This window comes from Ruegeria sp. BG7 (assembly GCF_056535685.1).
Map to the genome: position 1 here is coordinate 592,552 of NZ_JBQFIU010000001.1, position 22,113 is coordinate 614,664.

General features: G+C 57.0%; 21 protein-coding genes. 11 read left to right on the top strand and 10 right to left on the bottom strand.

All coding sequences use genetic code 11. The features are described from left to right. The 5 genes from ACR3EH_RS02950 to ACR3EH_RS02970 are packed head-to-tail and all read right to left on the bottom strand — an operon-like array spanning nucleotide 1 to nucleotide 4,855. On the bottom strand, nucleotides 1–678 hold the full coding sequence (locus tag ACR3EH_RS02950) for a hypothetical protein (protein WP_171675468.1): 678 nt from the start codon (nucleotides 676–678) through the stop codon (nucleotides 1–3). Then, nucleotides 678–1,121, bottom strand: a complete 444-nt coding sequence (locus ACR3EH_RS02955) for an ATP synthase subunit C (RefSeq protein WP_171089197.1) — start codon at nucleotides 1,119–1,121, stop codon at nucleotides 678–680. Before ACR3EH_RS02955 ends, ACR3EH_RS02950 begins: the two co-directional genes overlap by 1 nt. Next, a complete protein-coding gene (locus ACR3EH_RS02960) occupies nucleotides 1,118–2,914 on the bottom strand; it encodes a V-type ATP synthase subunit I (RefSeq protein ID WP_171675466.1) in 1,797 nt (598 codons plus the stop codon). Before ACR3EH_RS02960 ends, ACR3EH_RS02955 begins: the two co-directional genes overlap by 4 nt. Beyond that, the gene (locus ACR3EH_RS02965) at nucleotides 2,911–3,516 is read right to left on the bottom strand and encodes a V-type ATP synthase subunit D (protein WP_171182583.1); all 606 of its coding nucleotides are present in this window, start codon (nucleotides 3,514–3,516) and stop codon (nucleotides 2,911–2,913) included. Before ACR3EH_RS02965 ends, ACR3EH_RS02960 begins: the two co-directional genes overlap by 4 nt. After that, nucleotides 3,494–4,855 (bottom strand): V-type ATP synthase subunit B, encoded by a 1,362-nt coding sequence (locus tag ACR3EH_RS02970; RefSeq protein ID WP_171675464.1) that lies wholly within the window; start codon nucleotides 4,853–4,855, stop codon nucleotides 3,494–3,496. Before ACR3EH_RS02970 ends, ACR3EH_RS02965 begins: the two co-directional genes overlap by 23 nt. 243 nt (nucleotides 4,856–5,098) lie before the next feature. On the opposite strand from ACR3EH_RS02970, the gene ACR3EH_RS02975 reads away from it, so the two are divergent. The 8 genes from ACR3EH_RS02975 to ACR3EH_RS03010 all read left to right on the top strand — a co-directional run bounded on the left by ACR3EH_RS02975 (nucleotide 5,099) and on the right by ACR3EH_RS03010 (nucleotide 12,657). Next, nucleotides 5,099–6,838, top strand: a complete 1,740-nt coding sequence (locus ACR3EH_RS02975; protein WP_171089189.1) for an ABC transporter substrate-binding protein — start codon at nucleotides 5,099–5,101, stop codon at nucleotides 6,836–6,838. An 82-nt stretch (nucleotides 6,839–6,920) separates the two neighbouring features. Continuing rightward, nucleotides 6,921–7,970 (top strand): ABC transporter ATP-binding protein, encoded by a 1,050-nt coding sequence (locus ACR3EH_RS02980; protein ID WP_171182581.1) that lies wholly within the window; start codon nucleotides 6,921–6,923, stop codon nucleotides 7,968–7,970. A 1-nt stretch (nucleotide 7,971) separates the two neighbouring features. After that, complete coding sequence (locus tag ACR3EH_RS02985; RefSeq protein WP_171089185.1) at nucleotides 7,972–9,048, top strand: ABC transporter ATP-binding protein; 1,077 nt, start codon at nucleotides 7,972–7,974, stop codon at nucleotides 9,046–9,048. Then, nucleotides 9,045–9,908, top strand: coding sequence for a carbohydrate ABC transporter permease (locus ACR3EH_RS02990; RefSeq protein WP_171089183.1), 864 nt, complete (start codon nucleotides 9,045–9,047; stop codon nucleotides 9,906–9,908). Before ACR3EH_RS02985 ends, ACR3EH_RS02990 begins: the two co-directional genes overlap by 4 nt. Next, on the top strand, nucleotides 9,905–10,702 hold the full coding sequence (locus ACR3EH_RS02995) for a carbohydrate ABC transporter permease (RefSeq protein ID WP_008759087.1): 798 nt from the start codon (nucleotides 9,905–9,907) through the stop codon (nucleotides 10,700–10,702). The genes ACR3EH_RS02990 and ACR3EH_RS02995 overlap by 4 nt, the downstream gene beginning before the upstream one ends. An 8-nt stretch (nucleotides 10,703–10,710) precedes the next feature. Further along, nucleotides 10,711–11,112, top strand: a complete 402-nt coding sequence (locus ACR3EH_RS03000; RefSeq protein WP_171182579.1) for a DUF2160 domain-containing protein — start codon at nucleotides 10,711–10,713, stop codon at nucleotides 11,110–11,112. A 65-nt stretch (nucleotides 11,113–11,177) separates the two neighbouring features. After that, nucleotides 11,178–11,573 (top strand): BlaI/MecI/CopY family transcriptional regulator, encoded by a 396-nt coding sequence (locus ACR3EH_RS03005; protein ID WP_171089177.1) that lies wholly within the window; start codon nucleotides 11,178–11,180, stop codon nucleotides 11,571–11,573. Continuing rightward, nucleotides 11,560–12,657, top strand: coding sequence for a M56 family metallopeptidase (locus tag ACR3EH_RS03010; protein ID WP_171182577.1), 1,098 nt, complete (start codon nucleotides 11,560–11,562; stop codon nucleotides 12,655–12,657). Before ACR3EH_RS03005 ends, ACR3EH_RS03010 begins: the two co-directional genes overlap by 14 nt. 10 nt (nucleotides 12,658–12,667) lie before the next feature. Here ACR3EH_RS03010 and ACR3EH_RS03015 read toward each other — a convergent pair whose 3' ends face one another. Then, complete coding sequence (locus tag ACR3EH_RS03015) at nucleotides 12,668–14,071, bottom strand: MATE family efflux transporter (protein ID WP_253746366.1); 1,404 nt, start codon at nucleotides 14,069–14,071, stop codon at nucleotides 12,668–12,670. Nucleotides 14,072–14,262: 191 nt separating this feature from the next. On the opposite strand from ACR3EH_RS03015, the gene ACR3EH_RS03020 reads away from it, so the two are divergent. Continuing rightward, on the top strand, nucleotides 14,263–14,688 hold the full coding sequence (locus ACR3EH_RS03020; RefSeq protein WP_171675462.1) for a VOC family protein: 426 nt from the start codon (nucleotides 14,263–14,265) through the stop codon (nucleotides 14,686–14,688). A 44-nt stretch (nucleotides 14,689–14,732) separates the two neighbouring features. Here ACR3EH_RS03020 and xylA read toward each other — a convergent pair whose 3' ends face one another. The 4 genes from xylA to xylF form a co-directional block, all read right to left on the bottom strand. Then, nucleotides 14,733–16,040, bottom strand: a complete 1,308-nt coding sequence (gene xylA / locus ACR3EH_RS03025) for a xylose isomerase (RefSeq protein ID WP_171182573.1) — start codon at nucleotides 16,038–16,040, stop codon at nucleotides 14,733–14,735. A gap of 10 nt (nucleotides 16,041–16,050) precedes the next feature. Next, nucleotides 16,051–16,848: an ATP-binding cassette domain-containing protein gene (locus tag ACR3EH_RS03030; RefSeq protein ID WP_171174927.1), complete on the bottom strand. Its 798-nt coding sequence runs from the start codon at nucleotides 16,846–16,848 to the stop codon at nucleotides 16,051–16,053. Beyond that, nucleotides 16,848–18,146 (bottom strand): sugar ABC transporter permease, encoded by a 1,299-nt coding sequence (locus ACR3EH_RS03035; protein WP_171182571.1) that lies wholly within the window; start codon nucleotides 18,144–18,146, stop codon nucleotides 16,848–16,850. The genes ACR3EH_RS03030 and ACR3EH_RS03035 overlap by 1 nt, the downstream gene beginning before the upstream one ends. A 75-nt stretch (nucleotides 18,147–18,221) precedes the next feature. Then, nucleotides 18,222–19,202, bottom strand: a complete 981-nt coding sequence (xylF, locus tag ACR3EH_RS03040) for a D-xylose ABC transporter substrate-binding protein (protein WP_371732105.1) — start codon at nucleotides 19,200–19,202, stop codon at nucleotides 18,222–18,224. Between the two features lie 192 nt (nucleotides 19,203–19,394). On the opposite strand from xylF, the gene ACR3EH_RS03045 reads away from it, so the two are divergent. After that, the gene (locus ACR3EH_RS03045) at nucleotides 19,395–20,612 is read left to right on the top strand and encodes an ROK family transcriptional regulator (RefSeq protein ID WP_171182569.1); all 1,218 of its coding nucleotides are present in this window, start codon (nucleotides 19,395–19,397) and stop codon (nucleotides 20,610–20,612) included. Beyond that, nucleotides 20,602–22,113, top strand: coding sequence for a CRTAC1 family protein (locus tag ACR3EH_RS03050; protein WP_171646759.1), 1,512 nt, complete (start codon nucleotides 20,602–20,604; stop codon nucleotides 22,111–22,113). The genes ACR3EH_RS03045 and ACR3EH_RS03050 overlap by 11 nt, the downstream gene beginning before the upstream one ends.

Here is a 22,113-nt window from a genome sequence, read left to right on the forward strand (position 1 = left end):
TCAGCGGATGACCCCTTCCAACACGGCACGAAACCGGGGTTGCAGATGTTCCATCAACAACGAAGCCACCGCCTTGTCGGTCAGGTCCAGAACCACGCCCTGATCTTCCGCCCGCACGCGGATACCTTCCTGATTGTCATCGGTTGTGTGTAGTTCAACATTCTCGCGCAGCATCTTCGCCGTCAGTCCAAGAACATACTTCGTCAACTTACCAGACTGAATGTCATCCGCGTTTTGCTTGATGTCTTCCTGCGTGGCGACTTTGGCAGGCAAAATGACCTGAACCTTACCGTGAAGATTGACCCCCTCACTGGCCCGACCCACAACCTCAAGGATCATTTGCCTAAGAAGCTCAGGATCGGACATCTCTTTGGTCACAAGGCGTTCAACGTCTTCTTTGAAGCGATCTGTCAAACCGGCCTTCATGGTCAACACGGCATCCCGCATCGCGGTGTTCAACGCCTCCTCACCCGCTGCACGGTAATTGTCGGATTCTGTGCGGGCTTTCTTTTTGAACTCATCGGCTTCGCGTTTGGCATCTGACAGAATGCGCGCGGCCTCGGCCTTGGCGTCTTCGCGCAGCTTTTCGGCTTCGGCCTGACCTGCGGCAACCCCATCGTTGCGCAGCTTGTCGATCAGGGCATCAACGCCATGTGAAATTGCTCCGGTCTGTGCCATCAGCTGATCCCCGCGCTAATGACCAAGGCGAATACAAAGGCAAAAACACCAAAGCCTTCGATGATCGCAGCCGGTGCGAGCGCGAGGCCAAAAATTTCGGGCTTTTCCTTGGTGGCGTTGATTGCCGCTGCACAGGCCCGACCTTGCCAGATACCGCAATACATCAGTGCAATGCCGGACAGGATGCCAATGCCGAACAGCCCCCCTGCGTTTTCCGGCGTCACAGCGCGGTTCAGGGTGAACATGATGACAATCCCATAGATCACCATCGTGGACGGAAAGGCCGAAACGCCGACGAAACGACCATAGCCGCCTTCGGTTTCTGTCATGGCTCCGATACTGGCCATCCCCGCAATCGAACAGCCAATGGCGCTTGCCGCAGCCCCCAACGCCATAGGCGCGTAGATGCCCAACCAACCCAGTGTAAGAACAAGCTCATTCATTCCTGAACCTCCTTGCGGGCAAACGGACGAAAGACGATGCCTTCATCCGGCAGACCCCATTTAAAGAATTCGATGTAATTCAGACGTAAGCCGTGAACGACGCCGCTCATCATAGCGAGGGCGAAATTCAAAACGTGACCAATGATCAGGATCAGCAACCCAAACAGAATGCCCGGCCCCTTCAGCGCCTGCATGACGGAAACGGCCAGATCGTTGAACGTGATGGCCAGCGATGCCGAAGCAAGTCCCAGCGCGAACAGGCGCATATAGCTGAGCACGTCGCCAAAAGCGCCCATTGCTCCGGCAAGGCTTTGCACGCCCTCAATCAGACGCCAGATCCAGTCTGTCGGCTTTTGGATGATCCGCTCGCTGGAAAACAAGACAATGGCCACAACGCCAAGGATCAGGATCGCCGACCCCGGCACAGGTGATTTGCCGCTCATATAACTGAGCCACAATACAAACCCGCCGATCAAGGCAGCAATCCAACCCAGATTGGCAATCGCCTTGCGTTGCCCCCATGCCGCGCGGGCCGCAAGTGCGTTGGCAAGAACCAGATGCAAGACGCCAACCACAATCGACACCATCATCATGGCCCCGAAATTGTTCAAATCCAGTACCTTGAGCTTGGCAATGACCGACCCCTCGGGCGGAGCCACGCCAAAATAGCTGCCAACCAAAATACCATACAGGATCGTCGCCCCCGAAATGATCAGCCCGTAAAGCCGCCAAGACCGTTGACCCGCAGTCCCGCCCATTCGCTTCCAGAACAGCAAAAGGCCCAGCAGGATTACGGCGCCGTATCCCGCATCTGCCACGATCATTGCGAAGAAGAACGCGAACGAGGCTGCGACGATCACGCTGGGGTCCCAATCCTTATAGCCAGGCACTTGATAAAACAGCGCCAAGTCCACAGCAGAACCACGTTTTTCAGGCTGTTCCAACAATGTGGGCGGGTTATCTTCCGGCCCCGGTTCTTCGATCAGAACTGCCGCATCTTTTGCTTTCGCCAATTCCAATACAGCATCCACCCGATCTTCGGGGACCCACCCCTGCACAGCAAACATCGCCTCATCGTCGCGCACCTTTTGCGTAGCATGGGCCAGTTCGGCGGCGCTTTCAGCTACGGACAGGTTTTGGCGCATCAAGGTCAGATAGCGGGTTTGCGCCACGCGCTCAGCCTCGAGCGCCTCAAGCGCGATTTCGGCTTCCTCCAGTTGCGCCTCAAGCTCGTGAATGGGCAACGAGCCCACATGTGTGCGCGGGATCGGAAGAATGTCATCGTCGGGTTCGTCGGGTGAGATTAGAACCGCGTAAAGAAACCGGTGATCTTCTTCCAAAATCGCCCAGGGCAATTTGACCTCTGACAGAGCTTCACGGTGTTTGAGTGGCAACTGATAGAACCACAGCCGATTGCCTGCCAACACATCCGTTGGCGGGAAGTCCAGATCACCCCACGGACGCACTTGGGCGATACGATGCGCCAGAAAGTCCCGCCGGTCCATCGTACCCCGTGTACGCTGCATGAGGTCAGTCACCTCATGCACAAAGCGGTCCATGTCAAAATCGGGGTCTCGCTGAATCTGGCGCCGTGGCTCGGGAACTTCTGCAAGGAAACGCAACGCCTTATACGCTTCTCTTGCACCACGCTCGCTGATCTTTTCTGGTTCATTTGGTGGCGGAACAAGTGGCAGAACATGCATACAGCCAAGGTCTTGCAGCGCCTCAAGCGTATCTGCCTTGTGCTCTGCAGGCCCGACCAGAGACATCTTCTTCAATCGCGCGACACTCATGTCAAAACCTCTCGCGCGTGTTTGCGTTTGGAGATTTTTGACCGCACGACCGCCTGCATCTGTTCGTCACTCAGATAGATGCGAATCTTCTTGATATTGGCCTTGGCGCGGGGGATCAGAACCTTTTCGAACAGGTTGACCCGCTGCGTAATCGTGGCCACGGCCTTGTCGAAAATACGCACGCGTTCTTCGGCGATTTTAACCCGCAGGCGCGCTTCGATCATGTCGTGCAACAACTGTGCGGCGGCATCAACCCAATGAGGTTTGGCCAGTACCGAATAAGGACGCACAACAACTTCGATCCGGTCAAGGTCAGGCATCTTGACGCCAACCACGTTGACCTCTTTGACCTTGTAATCCTTAAGCTCAACCAACCCGTCCAGATCGATACCCTGCTGGGCCAACATAGGAAGCTTTTCGCCCACCTGCTGCGCTAGGGCCTTAACCTCATGCTCAAGGCGTTTGACGTCCTCGCGCGCTTTCACCCGTTCGGCCATCAACTGCTGGCGCTTCAGGTCCAGCGACGGCAGGAACCGCTCATAGCTTTTCAGCTGCGTCTGCTGGCGGGCCAGCGACGATTTATTCAGCTGCAACCGCGCCATTGGCATCCTTCGGGAAATACTTGTCGATCAAGGCCTGCTTCATCAGCAACTGTTCCGGCGCAAAGCACTCGGCCAGCGTTTTCCAGCCAAGATCCAACGCGTCTTCAAGTGGGATCGAGACGTTAATGTCCATGAACCGCGACCGGAACAGGGCGCCAAACTTCAGCAACTGATGGTCGTAGTCAGACAAATCAAACGCCATCGCCTGTTTTTGCGCGGCATCGCGACTTTCGGAATAGAATCGGATCATCGTATTCATGATCTGCCCGTGATCTTCGCGCGTGGTCTTGCCGATTACATTCTGCTTTAGGCGCGACAGGCTGCCGAACGGATCAATCACCCCAGAGTGGAGATAGAACTGGCCTTCGGTAATGTAGCCGGTGTTGTCCGGCACTGGATGGGTCACGTCGTTGCCGGGCATGGTGGTCACGGTTAGCACCGTGACAGATCCACCCTTGGCATAATCGCAGGCTTTCTCGTACCTGCGTGCCAGCTGCGAATAGAGATCACCCATATAACCACGCTGCGAGGGCACGCGTTCCTGACTTATCCCCACTTCTTTCATTGCATCGGCATAAGCTGTCATGTCGGTCAGCAGAACAAGCACGCGCTTGCCCTCCTCTACCGCGAATTTCTCGGCCACCGCCAAGGCCATGTCAGGGACCAACAACCGCTCGACCAGAGGATCCATCGCCTGATTGACGAACATCACAGTGCGCGAGAACACGCCCGCATCCTCGAACGACGTGCGGAAGGTGTGGTAATCATCAAAGATCAAACCCAGACCTCCGAAGACGACAATATCCGCATCCGCCTGGATACCGATTCGGCTGAGGAAGGCGTTGAAGGGTTCGCCCGAGACCGAAAAGATCGGGATTTTCTGGCTTTCGACCAGCGTGTTGAACACATCGATCATCGGTACATCAGTGCGGATCATCTTGTTTGGCACAGCCCGTTCCGCCGGGTTCACGGTAGGTCCGCCAATGTCGATTCGGGGTTCAGAAGACAAGTCTGGTCCACCGTCAATCGGCACACCTGCGCCATCAAAAACCCGCCCCAGAATGTTGGCCGAATACGGCGTTTGCATCGGATGGCCCAGAAAGGTCGCCGTCGCCTCGGTCGAGATTCCTTTGGTCCCGGAAAACACCTGAAGCGTCACAACATCCCGGTCGATGAAGATCGCCTGTGCCAATGTTTTACGGCCGTCTACGGTCTCGATCACTGCAAGGTCGTTGAACCGAACCACAGGGTTTCCATCGCCCTCAACCGGCACCCGAACCTTGATCGTGTCCCCCACAATTTCCAGAACTCGCGTGTACTTCAACAGGCTTCGGGACATTACACATCCTCGCTGGTTCAAGTTGTTTTTTGCAAACCGCGCCGCGTCGTTCACCGGCATTTTCTATAATAACAACCCTAGCTTACAACGAATTCACAATTTGGCAAATGAGTTCGATTTCACCCGCCCTCGGATGCCCGAGCGTCAATTACTAAAAATTTAGTTTGACACATGCGCGACAAATCGCTGATGCTGTCTGGCATCCGGTTACCGCCGGAAACCATAATCTTTGGGAGGAGACAGATGCGGAGACATCTACTTTCCGCAGTGGCGGCGGCTGCCGTCATTGCGGGGCACGGTTCTGCTTGGGCCGACGAAGCCGCAGCACAACGTTGGATCGACGACGAATTCCAGCCATCAACCCTGTCGAAAGACGAACAGATGGCCGAGATGCAGTGGTTCATCGAAGCTGCACAACCTTATGCTGGCATGGAAATCAACGTCCTGTCCGAGGGCATCCCGACCCATTCCTATGAGTCCGAGGTTCTGACCAAGGCGTTCGAGGAAATCACCGGCATCAAGGTAAACCACCAAATCCTCGGTGAAGGTGAAGTGGTTCAGGCTGTTCAGACCCAGATGCAAACGGGCCGGAACCTGTATGACGGCTATGTCAACGACAGTGACCTGATCGGTACCCACTCACGCCTGCAACTCGCCTATCCGCTGACCGACATGATGGGTGGTGACTGGGCGGCGACAACATCGCCGACTTTGGATCTGGATGACTTCATGGGCATTCAGTTCACGACCGGCCCTGACGGCAAGCTGTATCAGCTGCCCGACCAGCAGTTTGCGAACCTGTACTGGTTCCGTAAGGACTGGTTCGATGATGAGGCCAACAAGGCTGCGTTCAAGGAAAAGTATGGCTATGACCTGGGTGTTCCGGTCAACTGGTCGGCCTATGAGGACATTGCTGAATTCTTCACCAATGACGTGAAAGAAGTCGACGGCGTGACGATCTATGGCCACATGGACTATGGCAAACGTGCGCCTGACCTTGGCTGGCGTATGACCGACGCCTGGCTGTCGATGGCCGGTGCCGGCGACGTAGGCGAACCGAACGGTGTTCCCGTCGACGAATGGGGCATCCGCATGGAAGCGGGAACCTGTAACCCTGTTGGTGCGTCCGTGTCACGCGGTGGAGCGGCGAACGGTCCGGCTGCGGTCTACGCGATCCGCAAATGGGATGAGTGGCTGCGGGCCTATGCGCCTCCGGGTGCGGCGTCTTATGACTTCTATCAGTCGCTACCGGCACTCAGCCAAGGCAACGTGGCTCAGCAGATATTCTGGTACACCGCCTTTACGGCCGACATGGTGAAGCCGAAGTCCGAAGGCAACAACACCGTGGATGACGAAGGCACGCCGCTGTGGCGGATGGCACCCAGCCCGCACGGCCCCTATTGGGAAGAAGGCCAGAAGGTTGGTTACCAAGACGTGGGTTCGTGGACCTTCCTGAAATCGACCCCTGAGGATCGAGCTCAGGCCGCGTGGCTCTATGCTCAGTTCGTGACGTCCAAGACTGTTGACGTGAAGAAGTCCCATGTGGGTCTGACCTTCATCCGCGACAGCTCGGTCAATCACGAGTCGTTCACCGAGCGCGCACCCAAGCTGGGTGGTCTGGTCGAGTTCTACCGCTCGCCTGACCGTGTGGCGTGGTCGCCGACCGGCATCAACGTTCCGGACTATCCGAAGCTGGCCCAGATCTGGTGGCAGCAGATCGGTGACGTGAACTCGGGTGCGTTCACCCCGCAAGAGGCGATGGACCGTCTGGCCGAGGAAATGGACATCACCATGGCCCGTATGCAGGCCGCGGATGAAAGCGCCGGTGTCTATGGCGGCTGTGGTCCGCGCCTGAACGAGCCGCAGGATCCGTCCTTCTGGTTGGAAAAAGCAGGTTCACCCAAGGCCAAGCTTGAGAACGAAAAGCCGCAGGGCCAGACCGTCAACTATGACGAACTGGTTCAGCGCTGGCAGTCTCAGTAAGCCAAAAGCAACCGGGGGTGCCGCGTCAGGCATCCCCACCCCAATGCCAGTGCAATGCACTGAAGGACCGGAACTCACGGACATGATCGAACTTCAAGACGCCACCAAACGGGTTGGCAATGTCATTCATATCAAACCCACGAACCTGACGCTGCAGACCGGCCATTTCAACGTGCTGCTCGGTGCGACGGGATCGGGTAAGACCTCTCTGATCAAGATGATGGCCGGGCTGGACCCGATCGCCTCGGGCAAGGTCTTTATGGATGGGCAAGACGTGACACGACTGAACACGCAAAAGCGGCAGATCAGCCTGGTGCACCAATTCTTCGTGAACTACCCGCATATGACTGTTTTCGACAACATCGCCTCGCCCCTTCGCGTGGCTGGCATGGCGAAATCCGAGATCGAAGGCCGTGTGGAAGAGGCCGCTGACCTGCTGCAACTGCGCCCCATGCTACACCGTCGCCCGCATGAGCTTTCGGGTGGGCAACAACAACGCACCGCGCTGGCTCGGGCCATCGCGAAAGAAAGCCGCGCCGTGTTCCTGGATGAGCCGCTGGCCAACCTTGACTACAAACTGCGCGAAGAACTGCGCGAACAACTGCCAGACCTGTTCGCAGGACGCGGCGCAGTCGTGGTTTACGCCACCTCGGAACCCGAAGAGGCCCTTTTGCTGGGCGGATACACTGCCTTGATGGAAGATGGCCGCGTGACTCAATTCGGTCCAACTGCAGACATTTACCGCAACCCTGAAAACATCGCCGCTGCGCGCGTCTTCTCGGATCCGCCGATCAACGTCGCACGGATTACCGTAGCCGGTGCTCAGGCGCAGTTGGCCGGAGGCGGCGGATGGGTCGTCTCAGATATGGCTGATGGGGATTACATGGTCGCCGTGCGCCCGCACAGGGTGACTCCATATCGGACATCTGAAGCAGATGTGGAACTGACAGGCCGTGTGATCGTGACAGAGCTGTCCGGCTCTGACTCCAGCGCGCATTTCCGGCACGGATCGGATGACTGGGTGTCTCTGGCTGCTGGCGTGCACCCGTATCAAGTCGGCGAGGATCACAGTTTCTACATGAACCCGGCACATTGCCGGTATTTCAGCCAAGACGGCAAAAGGGTGGCCTGACATGGCACAGATCAAGCTTTCAAACCTACGACACAGCTACATGCCCGCGCCGAAAGGCCCCGAGGACTATGCGCTGAAAGAAATTGATGTGACCTGGCGCGATGGCGGGGCATACGCTCTGCTCGGGCCGTCGGGCTGCGGCAAGTCAACGCTGCTGAACATCATATCCGGCCTTCTTACCCCCTCGGAAGGTCGGATCCTATTTGATGACCGGGACGTGACGGCGCTGCCCCCCGATCAGCGCAACATCGCACAGGTGTTCCAGTTCCCGGTGATCTACGACACGATGACCGTGGGCGAAAACCTGGCCTTCCCGCTCAAAAACCGGGGCGTCGATGCAGCGACGATCAAGCGTCGCGTCGATGAGATTGCCGAGATGCTGGATGTCACGGACATGCTGAATACCCGCGCCAGCGGCCTCAGCCCGGACAACAAGCAGAAGATCTCGATGGGGCGCGGTCTGGTCCGCGACGACGTGAATGCGGTCATGTTCGACGAACCGCTGACAGTGATTGACCCGCACCTAAAATGGAAACTGCGGTCCAAGCTGAAAGAGCTGCACCAGCGTGTCAAAGCCACCATGATTTACGTGACCCACGACCAGACCGAAGCGCTGACCTTCGCGGACGAAGTGGTCGTCATGCAAGAGGGCGAGGTCGTGCAGATTGGCACCCCGGTCGAACTGTTCGAACGCCCTCAGCACACCTTTGTCGGCCACTTCATCGGCTCACCGGGCATGAATGTTCTGCCCTGCGAGGCCAAGGGTGACCGCGCGGTCTTCGAAGGACATGAGGTCATGCTGGAAGGTCCAACCCTAGGCGAAGGTGGCCGCACCGATCTGGGTATTCGCCCGGAATACATAAGCTTTGGCGAAACAGGCGTCCCCGCGCATGTGACCAAAGTTGCGGATATCGGTCGTCACTATGTGGTCAGCGCCATGGTCGGAGACACGCCGGTAAAGGCGGTGGCGGAACACAACGCGCCCAACCCAGGCTCGCATGTCTTCCTGCAATTCAAACCAGAACAATCCCGCGTCTACCGTGACGGCTGGATCGCAACTCAGGAGCGGGCGCAATGAGAACGGAAAACCAAAAAGCCTGGTTCTTTGTCCTGCCCGTGCTGGCGCTGGTCGCGTTCAATGCGCTGGTGCCGATGATGACAGTGGTCAACTACTCGGTGCAGGAAACCTTCGGCAACAACCAGTTCTTCTGGGAAGGCCTGGGCTGGTTTGAACAAATTCTGCGCTCGGACCGGTTCCAGGCCGCCCTCGGTCGGCAATTCCTGTTCACCTTCCTGATCCTGATCATTGAGGTCCCTCTGGGCATCATCGTGGCCCTGTCAATGCCACGCAAAGGCTTCTGGGTGCCGGTCTGTCTGGTCCTGATGGCGCTGCCCATGTTGATCCCATGGAACGTGGTCGGCTCGATGTGGAACATCTTTACCCTGCCCAAGATCGGCCTGCTGGGATACTTCTTGAATGATGTTTTGGGCATCAACTATGACATGACGCAACAGCCGATCTCGGCCTGGATCACTGTGATTGTCATGGATGTCTGGCACTGGACATCACTGGTTGTGCTGCTGTGCTACGCGGGCCTCGTATCGATCCCGGATGCCTATTATCAGGCGGCCAAGATCGACGGCGCCAGCCCATGGTCGGTGTTCCGCTATATTCAATTGCCCAAGATGAAGACCGTCCTGACCATCGCCGTTCTGCTGCGCTTTATGGACAGTTTCAACATCTACACCGAGCCCTTCGTTCTAACAGGCGGCGGCCCCGGCAACTCAACCACCTTGCTGTCGATCGACCTAGTCAAGATTGCGCTGGGACAGTTCGACCTTGGCCCGGCGGCCGCGATGAGCCTGATCTATTTCGCCATCACGCTGCTGGTCTCTTGGGTCTTCTACACACTGATGACAAAGGATGACGCGGAATGAAAAAGCGGTCCCTTATCCCGATCCTCTATATCGCGTTCCTGATGCTGCCGATCTATTGGCTGGTGGCGATGTCCTTTAAGACAACGAACGAGATCTTGTCGGGCTTTTCCCTGTTTCCCCAGACCTTTACACTGGAGAACTACATCACCATCTTCACCGATCCGACTTGGTATTGGGGCTATATCAACTCGATCATCTATGTGACGATTAACACGGTGCTGTCGGTCTGTGTGGCACTACCTGCGGCCTATGCGTTCTCGCGCTATCGGTTCCTGGGGGACAAGCAGCTGTTCTTCTGGCTGCTGACAAACCGGATGGCACCAGCTGCGGTGTTCGCGTTGCCGTTCTTCCAGCTTTATTCTTCGATCGGGTTGTTCGACACGCATCTGGCAGTGGCGCTGGCGCACACATTGTTCAACGTGCCGCTGGCGGTGTGGATTCTGGAGGGCTTCATGCGCGGCATCCCGAAAGAACTGGATGAAACAGCCTATGTCGACGGCTATTCCTTCCCGCGCTTTTTCGTGACGATCTTCCTGCCCAACATCAAAGCGGGCGTCGGCGTCGCAGCCTTCTTCTGCTTCATGTTCTCCTGGGTGGAAATGCTGCTGGCCAAAACCCTGACCGCAGTCGAAGCCAAACCCATCGCAGCCGTAATGACCCGCACCGCCTCAAGCGCGGGGTATGAGCTGGGTCTGCTGGCTGCAGCCGGGACGCTGACCATCATACCCGGTGCGATAGTCATCTGGTTTGTCCGCAACTACATCGCGCGCGGTTTCGCGATGGGCCGAGTGTGAGGTTCGATATGCGTAAATTACTATTCACTCTCCCCTTCCTGCCCACCGTGGCTGTCGCTCAGCAAGCGGGTTGGGGCAATGTCGGACAGCAAGAAGAAAAGGGCTTTTCCTGGACCGATCCCCTTTGGCCCGATTTCTGGATGGCATGGACGCCAGCAACTCTGGCCCTGTTCGTCGGTATCTTTTCGGCCATCGCCCTGATCGGCTTGCTCGAAGGGTTCAAGTACCGCGACGGAATCGAACGCCGTGGTGTGCTGGGGCTGACAACCACATTGGGCGACCGGTTGTTCATCACTTTGCTTGGCTCGGCCTATATCTTCCTCGCTTGGCTGGGATTTGTCGGGCAACCGGTCTGGACGCCACTTTTCCTGTCCATCGGCTGGGGTATCTTCGTCTTCTGGAAAGTTTAAGCTTTGCGAAACAGCGAAAGGATGCTTGTCTGTCAGGCATACTAAACATGACGGCACCGAGATCGATGCGAAAGAAAAAGACGACAAATCTGCTGACCGAGGTCGAACTGGAGTTCATGAACGAACTCTGGGCCCTCGGGGAAGGCTCGGTGCGCGATGTCCTGGACCGCCTGCCCTCAGACCGCAATCTGGCCTACACGTCCGGTGCCACGATCCTGCGTATTCTGGATGAAAAGGGTTTTGTGGAAAGCCGTAAGTCAGGAAAAACCCTGATCTATACGCCGCTTTTGGAAAAGGACAGATATCAGGCCCGTTCGCTGCAAAACCTGTCCCGCACTTTGTTCGATGACACGCCTGCCACGCTGGTGGCGCGACTTGTCGATGATGCGGGGCTGAGCGAAGCCGACCTGGAGGATATTCGAGCGCTGGTAGAGAGGAGACTGCAAAATGACAGCGGTTAGACCGGTTCTCGACGCATATATCGAACTCAACATTGTGCTGGCATTGTCGGCGGCCATCTGGTTGATGGCACGCGTCGCCCTGACCCGCACGACCCTGCGCCATGGCTATGTCGCACAGCTACGCGCACTCAAGGTTCTGTGCGTTTGTATTCTGATCAGCCCCTTTCTTGCATTGGGCGTATCGTCTTTGGCCGCTCACGCATGGCCGGGGGGCGCCGTCGCCCTTGGTGACATAGCGGTTGCCGCTTATCTGCGTGGTGATATCGCCATGCCTGCCGTGCAATTTGAGGCCCTGCTGAATACACGTGAAAGATGGGTTGATCTTGCTTTGTCAGGACAGCAGCCCGTTTTCATCTCACTCGCCGCCCTATTCGCTGTCGTCGCAGTTGTATATGCCGTTCGAGCTTTTCGGGACGCTGTGATGATCCGGCAAACGGTCAAGTCCAGTTTCCTTTGGCGGAAATCGACAAAGGTGGATATCCGCCTGTCGGATCGCATCACCGTACCGTTCGCGGTGCGCGGCCTGCGCCGCCGTCACGTCGTTCTGCCAAGCCATCTTCTGGACACACCGCGCGAACTACGCTTTGCGCTGGCCCACGAGTTTCAGCACATTCGTGCGGGCGATGTGGAATGGGAACTCGGCTTTGAACTTCTGCGCCCTCTGCTGTTCTGGAACCCCGCATATCTGATGCTCAAGTACCAGTTCGGCCGCTTACGTGAACTGGCATGTGACCAATCCGTCGTTGCACGCAAAAGGATTGATGCGCGTGAATACACCACGTGTCTGCTGGACTATTGCGCGCGCACGCTTTCGACAAGAAATCCGCGCGTCTTAAACGTTGCCTTTGTGACCGGTGGAAAAGCCAAACGCGTGCTTCGCCAACGTGTCATAGCATTGACGGATGCACAGCCCGCAGAAGCCCCCCTACCGGCGCTGTTCCTTGGTATGTCACTGACCTTCGCCATCCTTTTGGCGCTGGGTGCGGCTTCGATCCAGCAAACTCAGGACTGGAGTCATGATCGCCTTATGCTGTCGACGGTGGTCAATCTGGAACGTCTTCAGGCGCGCAATCAGGGCAACTGATGCCGCTGCCTCACCAGCCGCGACGCCCGAACAGGGAATGAATACGACCCTGATCCACAAAAGGTTCGGGCGCATGTGACCGGCCCAAGCGCGCCACCACACGCTCGACCATAACCCAGCTGATTATGGCGAAAATGACGCCGCCAAATGCTTGTCCCAACAGAACACCAGATGCCCCCGCGAGATTTGATCCGATGGTTGCGAAAACCCACGTTCCAATCGTGTGACGCCCCCAATTGATCCATGTGGAATAAACCGGGTGCCCAAGGTTGTTGAAACTGGCATTCGAGACGAAAATCACGCCGTTGAAAAACGAGGCCAGCGCCAAAGGCCCGCAGAACAGATAAATCAGAACTCGTGTTTCCCCTTGGGCCGCGAACAAGTCTGCAATGGGTGCGCGAAGCAGAAACAAGATCGCGGCCATGCCAAGAACATAAAGTGCGGTGAATTTGATCCCGGCCAGAAAAGCGGCGCGTACCCGGTCAATCTTCTCGGCCCCGAAATTTTGCCCGATGATTGGCCCTATTGCGCCTGACAGGGCAAAGATGACCGAAAAGGCCACTGGCAATAGTCGACCAATGACGGCCATACCCGCCACCGCATCGGTTCCGTATTGGGCGATCTCTCGCACTACGATCGCATTCCCGATGGGCGTGGCCACGTTTGTCAGAACGGCAGGAATTGCGATGGCGCGAACCGGACGCAAGTCCTGAGCCACCTGTTTCAAAGACGGGCGCGCAAACCCTTGATGAACCCGCAGCGCAGGCCATAGCGCCGCCGCCAACATGCACAGCCGCGCCAGAACCGAGGCTATTGCCGCCCCATCCAGCCCCAGCCCCACGGCAAAGATCAGGATCGGATCCAGAACCGCATTCACCACGCCGCCATAGATCGTGGCCATCATCGACCGCCGCGCATCGCCATGGGCGCGTAATACGGCCATGGCCGCCATAGCAATCGACATGACGCACATTGTTGGCAGGATGATCGAGACATAGCGTGTGGCCAGCTTCAGAACCTCACCTTCTGCGCCAAGCAATGACAGCAGGTGACCAAGGTTCAACAAAACCAGAACGGGTACGACCAACCCGACGATCAAACCCAGCACCGCTACACTGGACGCATAATGCCTTGCCTGTTCGGCCCGCCCCGCACCCAGTTCCCGCGCAACCAGCGCCCCGGCAGAAATCGAAAGGCCGATATTGATCGCATTGGTAAAAAACAACAGCGTTCCAGCGTAACCCACCGCCGCCGCCAGCGCGTCGTTGCCCAGCATCGAAATGAAGACCATGTCTACAAAGTCGACGGCAAAAATTGCCATCAGCCCGATGCTTGTCGTCAACGACATGCGGGTGACATGCCGCATCAGACTGCCGCTCAGGAATACGGCTTCGGTTTGAGATTGGTTGGACATTCTAACCTGTGGTGGTCGGTGTGTTATCTCGCCAGCATCACAGATCACCGCCACGCGTCAACGGTTTCGTTCCGATCTTTGTGGTCGCGGATAAACACCCGACGCAACCCGCCATCCCGTTTTGCCATCCACAGCCCCATGAGGACGTGTTAGAACTGCCCAAGCACCTATTGTCCGAGGCGAGGCAGAGCATGAAACTGGAATTCCACCACATCAACTTCGTGGCTGATGATGTTGATCGTATGCATGATTTTTATACTAACGTGCTGGGTCTGGATGATATTCCGCAAGACAATTTTCCACGTACCGAAGCCGACAAAGACAGCGGCTATGACGGCAATATCCGCTTTGCGACCGAGGGCAACATGCAAATGCATCTGGCCGAGCGCAGCTTTGACGTAGCCTTCAAGAACGGGCGGGTGATTAACCCCGTCGAGCGTGGCCACATCGCCTTTCGCACCGATGATCTACCCGCCTTCCTGAAGCTGCTGGATGAGCGCGGCATCCCCTATTCAGACTATGGCACAACGTTTGCGAAAGAATGGCATCAGGTGTTCTTTCACGACCCCGAAAGCAATGTGATCGAAGTCCATCAGCAGGTCGTTCAGGACGACTGATCCGCAAAGGGCGGAGCCAACCGCCCTCTCCCGGACACTGGCTCTCAGACAAATCTGTTGACGTAGTTTTCCAGTATTTCTTGACGCCCTGATCTCGGCTGCGGATTGATCCCCTCGTCCAGAACCCGCGCGGAAATCTCGTCCAGGCCCGAAGCTAGCATCGCTTGCGCCTCGGGCGTCTTCCAGCCTGCATAGCGGTCCGTCAGCGCCTGCTCTAAACCGCCATCTTCAAGCATTGCAGCCGCTGCTTTCAGACCTCGGGCACAGATATCCATCCCGCCCACATGCGCGGCAATCAGATCTTCGGCGTCGATGGATTGTCTGCGCAGCTTGGCGTCGAAATTGGTGCCGCCCGAGGTAAACCCGCCTGATTTCAGGATGTGGTAATAGGCCAGCGCGACTTCGGGCGTGTTGTTAGGGAACTGATCCGTGTCCCAACCCGATTGATAGTCGTTCCGGTTCATATCGATTGAGCCCAGCATACCTTCAGCTGCGGCCACGGCGATTTCGTGCTCAAAGCTATGCCCCGCAAGGATCGCGTGCCCCTGTTCAAGGTTCAGTTTGACCTCATCCTCCAGACCATACTTGCGCAGAAACCCGATGCAGGTGGCAGCGTCAAAATCATACTGGTGCTTTGACGGTTCCTGCGGCTTGGGCTCAACAAGGATCGCGCCCTTGAACCCGATCTTGTGCTTGTACTCGACCACCATGTTCAGGAACCGGCCCATATGGTCCAGCTCGGTCTTCATGTCAGTGTTGAGCAGCGTCTCATAGCCTTCACGCCCGCCCCAAAGCACATAGTTCTCGCCGCCCAGCTTGTGGGTGGCGTCCAGACAGGATTTCACCGTGGCTGCGGCAAAAGCATAGACATCGGGATCAGGGTTGGTGCTGGCACCGCCCATCCAACGGCGGTGGCTGAACATATTGGCCGTGCCCCACAGAAGCTTGGTGCCCGACACCTGCATCTTTTCACCGATATAGTCGGTGATCTCGTTCAGCGTCCGCAAATTGTCCGCAAAATTCCCCTGCTCTGGGCGAATGTCCGCATCATGCCAGCAGAAATAAGGCTGCCCCAGAATCTGAAACATCTCAAAGGCCACATCGGCCTTCATCTTGGCCCGCCCCATATCGTCTTGCGGGTGCCAGGGGCGTTCGAAAGTGGGGCCGCCAAACGGATCCCCGCCCTCCCACGCGAACGAATGCCACCACGCCACGGCAAAACGAAGGTGATCCTCCATGCGTTTGCCCATGACGATCTCGTCCGGGTTGTAGTGACGGAATGCGAGCGGGTTCTTACTGCCCTCGCCCTCGAATTGGACCTGCTCGATCCCTTGAAAGAAACCGCTCGTCATCTCGTTTACCTCATTCCGTCTTTTCGCCGGGCTTCTTGCCCAGAATGATCATCGACAACAGGTCGTCATCAGTGACATCAGGGATGTCCACGGTACCAACCAGTTGCCCGTTCTTCATGACCGAGGCCCGGTCGCACAGCTCCATCACCGCGTGCACATCGTGGTCGATCAGGAAAATCCCGATGCCTTGCGCCTTTAGCTGTTGGATCAGGTCCGCCACCATTTGCGTTTCATGAGGACCCAACGCTGCCGTAGGCTCGTCCATGATCAGGATGCGTGCGTTGAAATACACCGCGCGTGCAATGGCCACCGATTGCCGCTGACCACCCGACAGGGCCGAAACCGGGTCGTTGAACTTCTGAAAGTTCGGGTTCAGCTGCGCCATGATCTTGCGGCATTCAGCCTCCATCGCGGCATCGTTGACCAGACCAAAGGGCGTGACCATCTCGCGCCCCAAAAACAGGTTCGAGCTTGCATCCAGATTGTCTGCCAGCGCCAGCGTCTGATAGATCGTCTCGATATTGTTGGCCCGCGCGTCACGCGGGTTGTTGATCTCAACCTTCTTGCCATCAATCAGGATTTCACCATGGTCCATCTGATAGGCACCCGAAAGCACCTTGATCAGAGTGGACTTACCGGCCCCGTTGTGACCCAGAAGGCCCACAACTTCGCCCGGGTACAGATCAACTGAGACGTGGTCTACCGCCTTGATGCCCCCGAAAGAAATCGAGATATCGCGCATTTCCACAAGCGGAGGCTGGCCGGAGCCACGGCCCGATGCTTGGTTCTGTGTTTCTTGAGCTTGCATCATTTCGCCCCCAGACGTTTGCGATAGACGATGTCGATATACACGGCCAAGACAAGAACAGAGCCGACGACGATGTTCTGAAACGGCGCATCAACTCCGACCATGGCCATACCAGATTGCAGCGCCTGCATGATCAGCGCGCCAAGGATTGCACCATAGATCGTGCCGATACCACCCGACAGAGCGGTTCCACCGATCACGGCCGCAGCAATCACGCGCAGTTCATCCAGCGTGCCGATGTCGTTCGAATGGTTGGCCAGACGAGCCGAGGCCACAACGGCTGAGAGCGCGCACAGGAACCCCATCAGAGCAAAGATTTTGACGGTCATCATCCGGGTGTTGATACCCGACAACTCTGCCGCGTCCGGGTTGCCGCCAGTGGCAAAGATATAGCGGCCAAAGCGGGTTTTGCGGGCCACAACCGTCAATGTCACGGCCACAAGGATCAGGATCAGGACCGAGATCGGAATGCCGTAGCCAACAATCAGCCCCTCGGGCATGGTCTCACCCCGCGCTTCGAACATCCGTTCCAGACGGCGGGTCGGGATCGCATAGCTGTTGACAATCAGGACATAGCCCATGATGGCGATGCCAATGATCCCAGCCAGTGTCGTTTCGGCCCAAACAGGTTTCACAGGAAACCCATGGGCGGCTTTGGACCGGCGGCCGCTCCACAACGCCCAGATCGCAATAGCAGTGGCGGCAAGGCCGAACAGAAGGCTGACGGTTGTTCCCAACGTGCCGTTTGTCCCCCCGAACATCAGGAAAGTGCTGTCCAGCGGCCCGATTGTCTGGCCATCGGTCATGTACCAGGCCACGTTGCGCCAGACCAGAAAACCGCCAAGCGTCACAATAAAGGCTGGAATGGTCAGGTAGCCCACCATCCAACCGTGGAACGCGCCGATTAATGTGCCCACTACAAGGCCCACAACCAAAGTGATCGCCCAGGTCGCCGGGTGGTTCAAACCCATTCCCAATACGTTGGGCAACAGCTCGGTCTGGGTCATCGCCATGACAGCAGATGTGGTCGCCAAAAGTGCGCCGACCGAAAGGTCAATGTGGCGCATGACGATGATAAACACCATACCACAGGCCATGATCGCGACCGAAACGGTCTGGATCGACAGGTTGAACAGGTTTCTGGGTGTCAGAAAACGGCCATCCGTAACGATGTTGAAGCCGATGCACAGGATGATGAAGGCGCCGATCATGCCCAATAGCCGCATATCCAGTTCCAGCTGCTGGAACAGGTTGGCCTTTGCTTTTTGGGGTACCGGCTGAGACGAAGTTTCGGTCATATCCGATCTTTCATGTTCAGCTATGATCTCTGGCCCACCCTTGCGGGCCAGAGACATTATGGTTTGGAACTTGGTTTAGTTACAAGGCGCAGGGCCGTTTTCGACGCCCTGGCACAGGTCTTCCAGCGGGATCCAGCCCGCGTCGACCACAACTGTCAGGTTGTCCTTGGTGATCGGCACAGGAGCCAGGAAGACAGAGTTCATCTCGGTGCCGCCGGGCGAAGTCCAGCTGATCGCGCCTTCGACATCTGCAGGGCTTGTTCCGCTGCTCAACGCAACCGCGATTTCACCGGCAGCTTTGCCCAGCTCACGTGCGTCTTTCCAGACCGAGACGGTCTGCGTGCCCTTGGCAACACGGTTCAGCGCCGCGTGGTCACCATCCTGGCCCGAGACCGGAATACCGTCCATGCCTTGTGCGGTCAGTGCAGCAACAACGCCACCAGCAGTACCGTCATTCGAGGCGACCACGGCATCAACGTTGTTTTCGTTGGCAGTCAGGATCTGTTCCATGTTGCGTTGCGCGTTCGCAGGCAGCCAGCCGTCAGTATAAGCCTCACCCACAATCACGATGTCACCACTGTCAACGGCGCCCTGAATGATCTCTTGCTGACCACCACGCAGGAAATCCGCGTTGGGGTCGGTGGGCGAACCCTTGATCATCACGTAATTACCCTTGGGCATCGCGTCGAATACCGCGCGCGCTTGCATCCGACCAACTTCGACGTTGTCGAAGGTAAGATAAAACGCACGGTCATCTTCGATCAGGCGGTCATAGGCAATGACTGGAATGCCTTCGTCAGCAGCGGCCTGAACCGCCGGACCAATGGCCTGAGAGTCTTGCGCCAGAATGATCAGTGCATCAACGCCCTGTGCAATCAGGCTCTCGATATCCGACAACTGCTTGGCCGAGGATGATTGCGCATCCGACGAAATGTATTCGGCTCCACCCGCCTCAAGCGCGGCTTTGATCGCGGCTTCGTCGGTCTTCCAACGCTCTTCCTGGAAATTCGACCAGCTGACGCCCACAACAGGTTCGGCAAAAGCGGCCGTACCCATCAACACCGCCAAAGCGGAAGCGCTGAGAATTCTTTTCATGATTTCCTCCCGGTTTCATTGAGCCATCGTTTCATGATTCGTGGCCCCGATAATTCTGAGTAGCATATTTATTTCAGTCGGTAAAATATTTATGCTATCGGTAACAGAAAAAACCACCTAGGTTGAAACAGGGATTAGATTCGCGAGGGCAAGATGCTGAAAAGCAAAGCTTCTTCAAACGCCACAGACCAAAGAAACATCACCCGGTTGCGGGTGCTGGAACAGATTCGCGCAACGGAAGCCATCTCGCGAATCGACATTGCCACCGCGCTTGAGACCAGCCCCGCTACGGTCACCTCGGCCACGGCAGACCTGCTGTCCGCTGGTCTTATCCAGGAAATTGAAGGGGAGTCGTCGTCAAAATCCACGCGTCGCGGTAGACCGCGTGTGCTTCTCAAGCTGCAAGGTGGATGCCACGTGATCGCTGGCGTGAAAGTCGCCCGGCATCAGATCTCGGTCATTTTGGTGGATTTCGAGGGTACGGAAATCGCGTCCTATATCCATCCGTTGGATGAGGCACGCATGGCACCCGAGGGCTTCACACAGATGATCTACACGGCCCTGTCCCATGCCTGCGACGCGGCGCATCGTTCGCTGACGGATCTGTCCGGAGTGTGCATCGGCATCGCAGGGCTGATCGACGCTGAAAAGAACTTTGTTCATTGGTCATCGTCTTTAACCGAGCGAAATGTGGACCTGAGCCCGCTCTTGTCCAAGGCCCTGCCCTGCCCCGCCTTTATCGAAAACGATGCCAATCTGGTGGCCAAAGCCGAGCAGCTTTTTGGGTTGGGCAAAGGGCTAAAGACCTTTCTGGTCGTTACCATTGAACATGGGATAGGTCTGGGCATTGTGTTTGATGGCAAGCTTTATCGCGGCGAACGCGGTTGCGGGGCGGAGTTCGGGCATTTGAAAGTTCAACTGGACGGCGCGCTGTGCCAATGTGGACAACGCGGCTGCCTTGAGGCTTATGTCGGAGAATACGCCCTGATCCGTGAAGCGACGATCGCAAGCCAAGCCACAGACCCGCAAACACTTACCGATATTCTCGAAGCCGCAAAAGCCGGGGATGCAAGGTCGATCTCGGTTTTGGCACGTGCCGGGCAGATGTTTGGAATGGGTCTTTCGAACCTGATCAACCTGTTCGACCCCGAGTGTATTATTCTTTCCGGAACACGCGGAAGTTTTGAGTACCTGCATTCAGAGGAGGTCATGGCGCGCGTCAAAAGCGGTGTCGTCAGCGTCGACGCGCCCCTCCCCGAAATCAAAGTGAACCATTGGGGGGATTCAATGTGGGCAAAGGGAGCGGCTGCTTATGGAATCGAACAGGTCTCGATCCTGAAAGTCAGGGAATTGGCAGCACATGCGAACTAGTCTGGCTTTCCTGCTGATCACAGCAACAACCGTTTCTGCGGATGTACTTTCCCCGCAGTTTCTTGGCGTTGACGTTCCGCCCCACGTGTATGACGGTGGCTGGGAACATTTCGTCGGCGGCGGGCTCGCCGTCTTCGACTGCAACGGCGACAACCGCCCCGAGCTTTACGCCGCCGGAGGCTCCAATCCCGCGCAGCTATTTGTTAACCTGTCCAAGGCAGATATTCGGTTTCAAGCAGATACGCCCAGCGCACTATCCCTGACGGGTGTGACCGGCGCGTACCCTTTGGATGTAGATGGCGACGGGCAGCTTGATCTCGCAATTCTGCGAGTCGGTCCTGATCTGTTGCTGCGCGGCGGGCCGGATTGTACATTCGCGCCTTTCCCGACGCTGAACTTCAATTCGGAAGATCATTGGACCACCGGTTTCTCGGCCACTTGGGAAAGCGGGCAAGCGCTACCTACGCTGGCGTTTGGTACTTATGTTGACCGCAGCGATCCGGACGGACCGTTTGAGACTTGTGGACCAACCGTGTTGTACCGGCCGGACGGCGAAGCCCATGGCGCACCCGTCTATCTGGAACCCGGGCATTGTTCCCTCTCGCTTCTGTTTTCAGACTGGGCGCGGTCAGGGCGCGCGGACCTTCGTGTCAGTAACGACCGACACTACTATGTGCGCGACGGGCAAGAGCAATTGTGGGCGATGGAAGACACCCCGCGTCTGTATGGTCAGGCGGACGGATGGCTGCCCTATTCGATCTGGGGCATGGGTATCGCCTCGCGCGATTTGACCGGAGACGGGTTTCCAGACGTTTACCTGACCTCGATGGGGGATCAGAAATTCCAAACATTTGATCCGTCAACTGCGGGACCGACATGGCGGGATGCGACCTATGATCGGGGAACAACAGCACACAGGCCGCATATAGGTGAAGATGGTCGCCCTTCAACCGGTTGGCATGCGCAGTTTGGTGACGTGAATAATGACGGGCTGGACGATATTTTTGTCACCAAAGGTAACGTCGAGCAGATGCCCGACGCTGCGCAAACTGATCCAAACAACCTGCTGATGCAAAACGACAATGGTCAGTTTGTCGAAACAGCATCAGACGCAGGCGTCGCTTCTATGCAAAAATCCCGTGGCGGAGCCTTGGCCGATCTGAACGGGGATGGCTGGCTGGACATGGTTGTGGTCAATCGCGGCTCTCCGCTGGAGGTTTTTCAGAACACGCCGCATGACGGCAACTGGTTGATGGTAGATCTGAGTCAATCGCAACCCAACCGCTTGGCTATTGGCAGCTTTATCGAAGTCAAAATGGACGGCAAAGTGCAGACGCGGGAAGTCACAGTTGGCGGCGGCCATGCCAGTGGCGTTGCTGGATTTCACCATTTTGGCTTGGGCGATGCGGAAAGCTTGCAGATCAGGGTGATCTGGCCCGATGGCAAGGCAAGTGATTGGCAGACCGCAAACCCCAATCAGGTGATACGTCTTAGCCGCTGA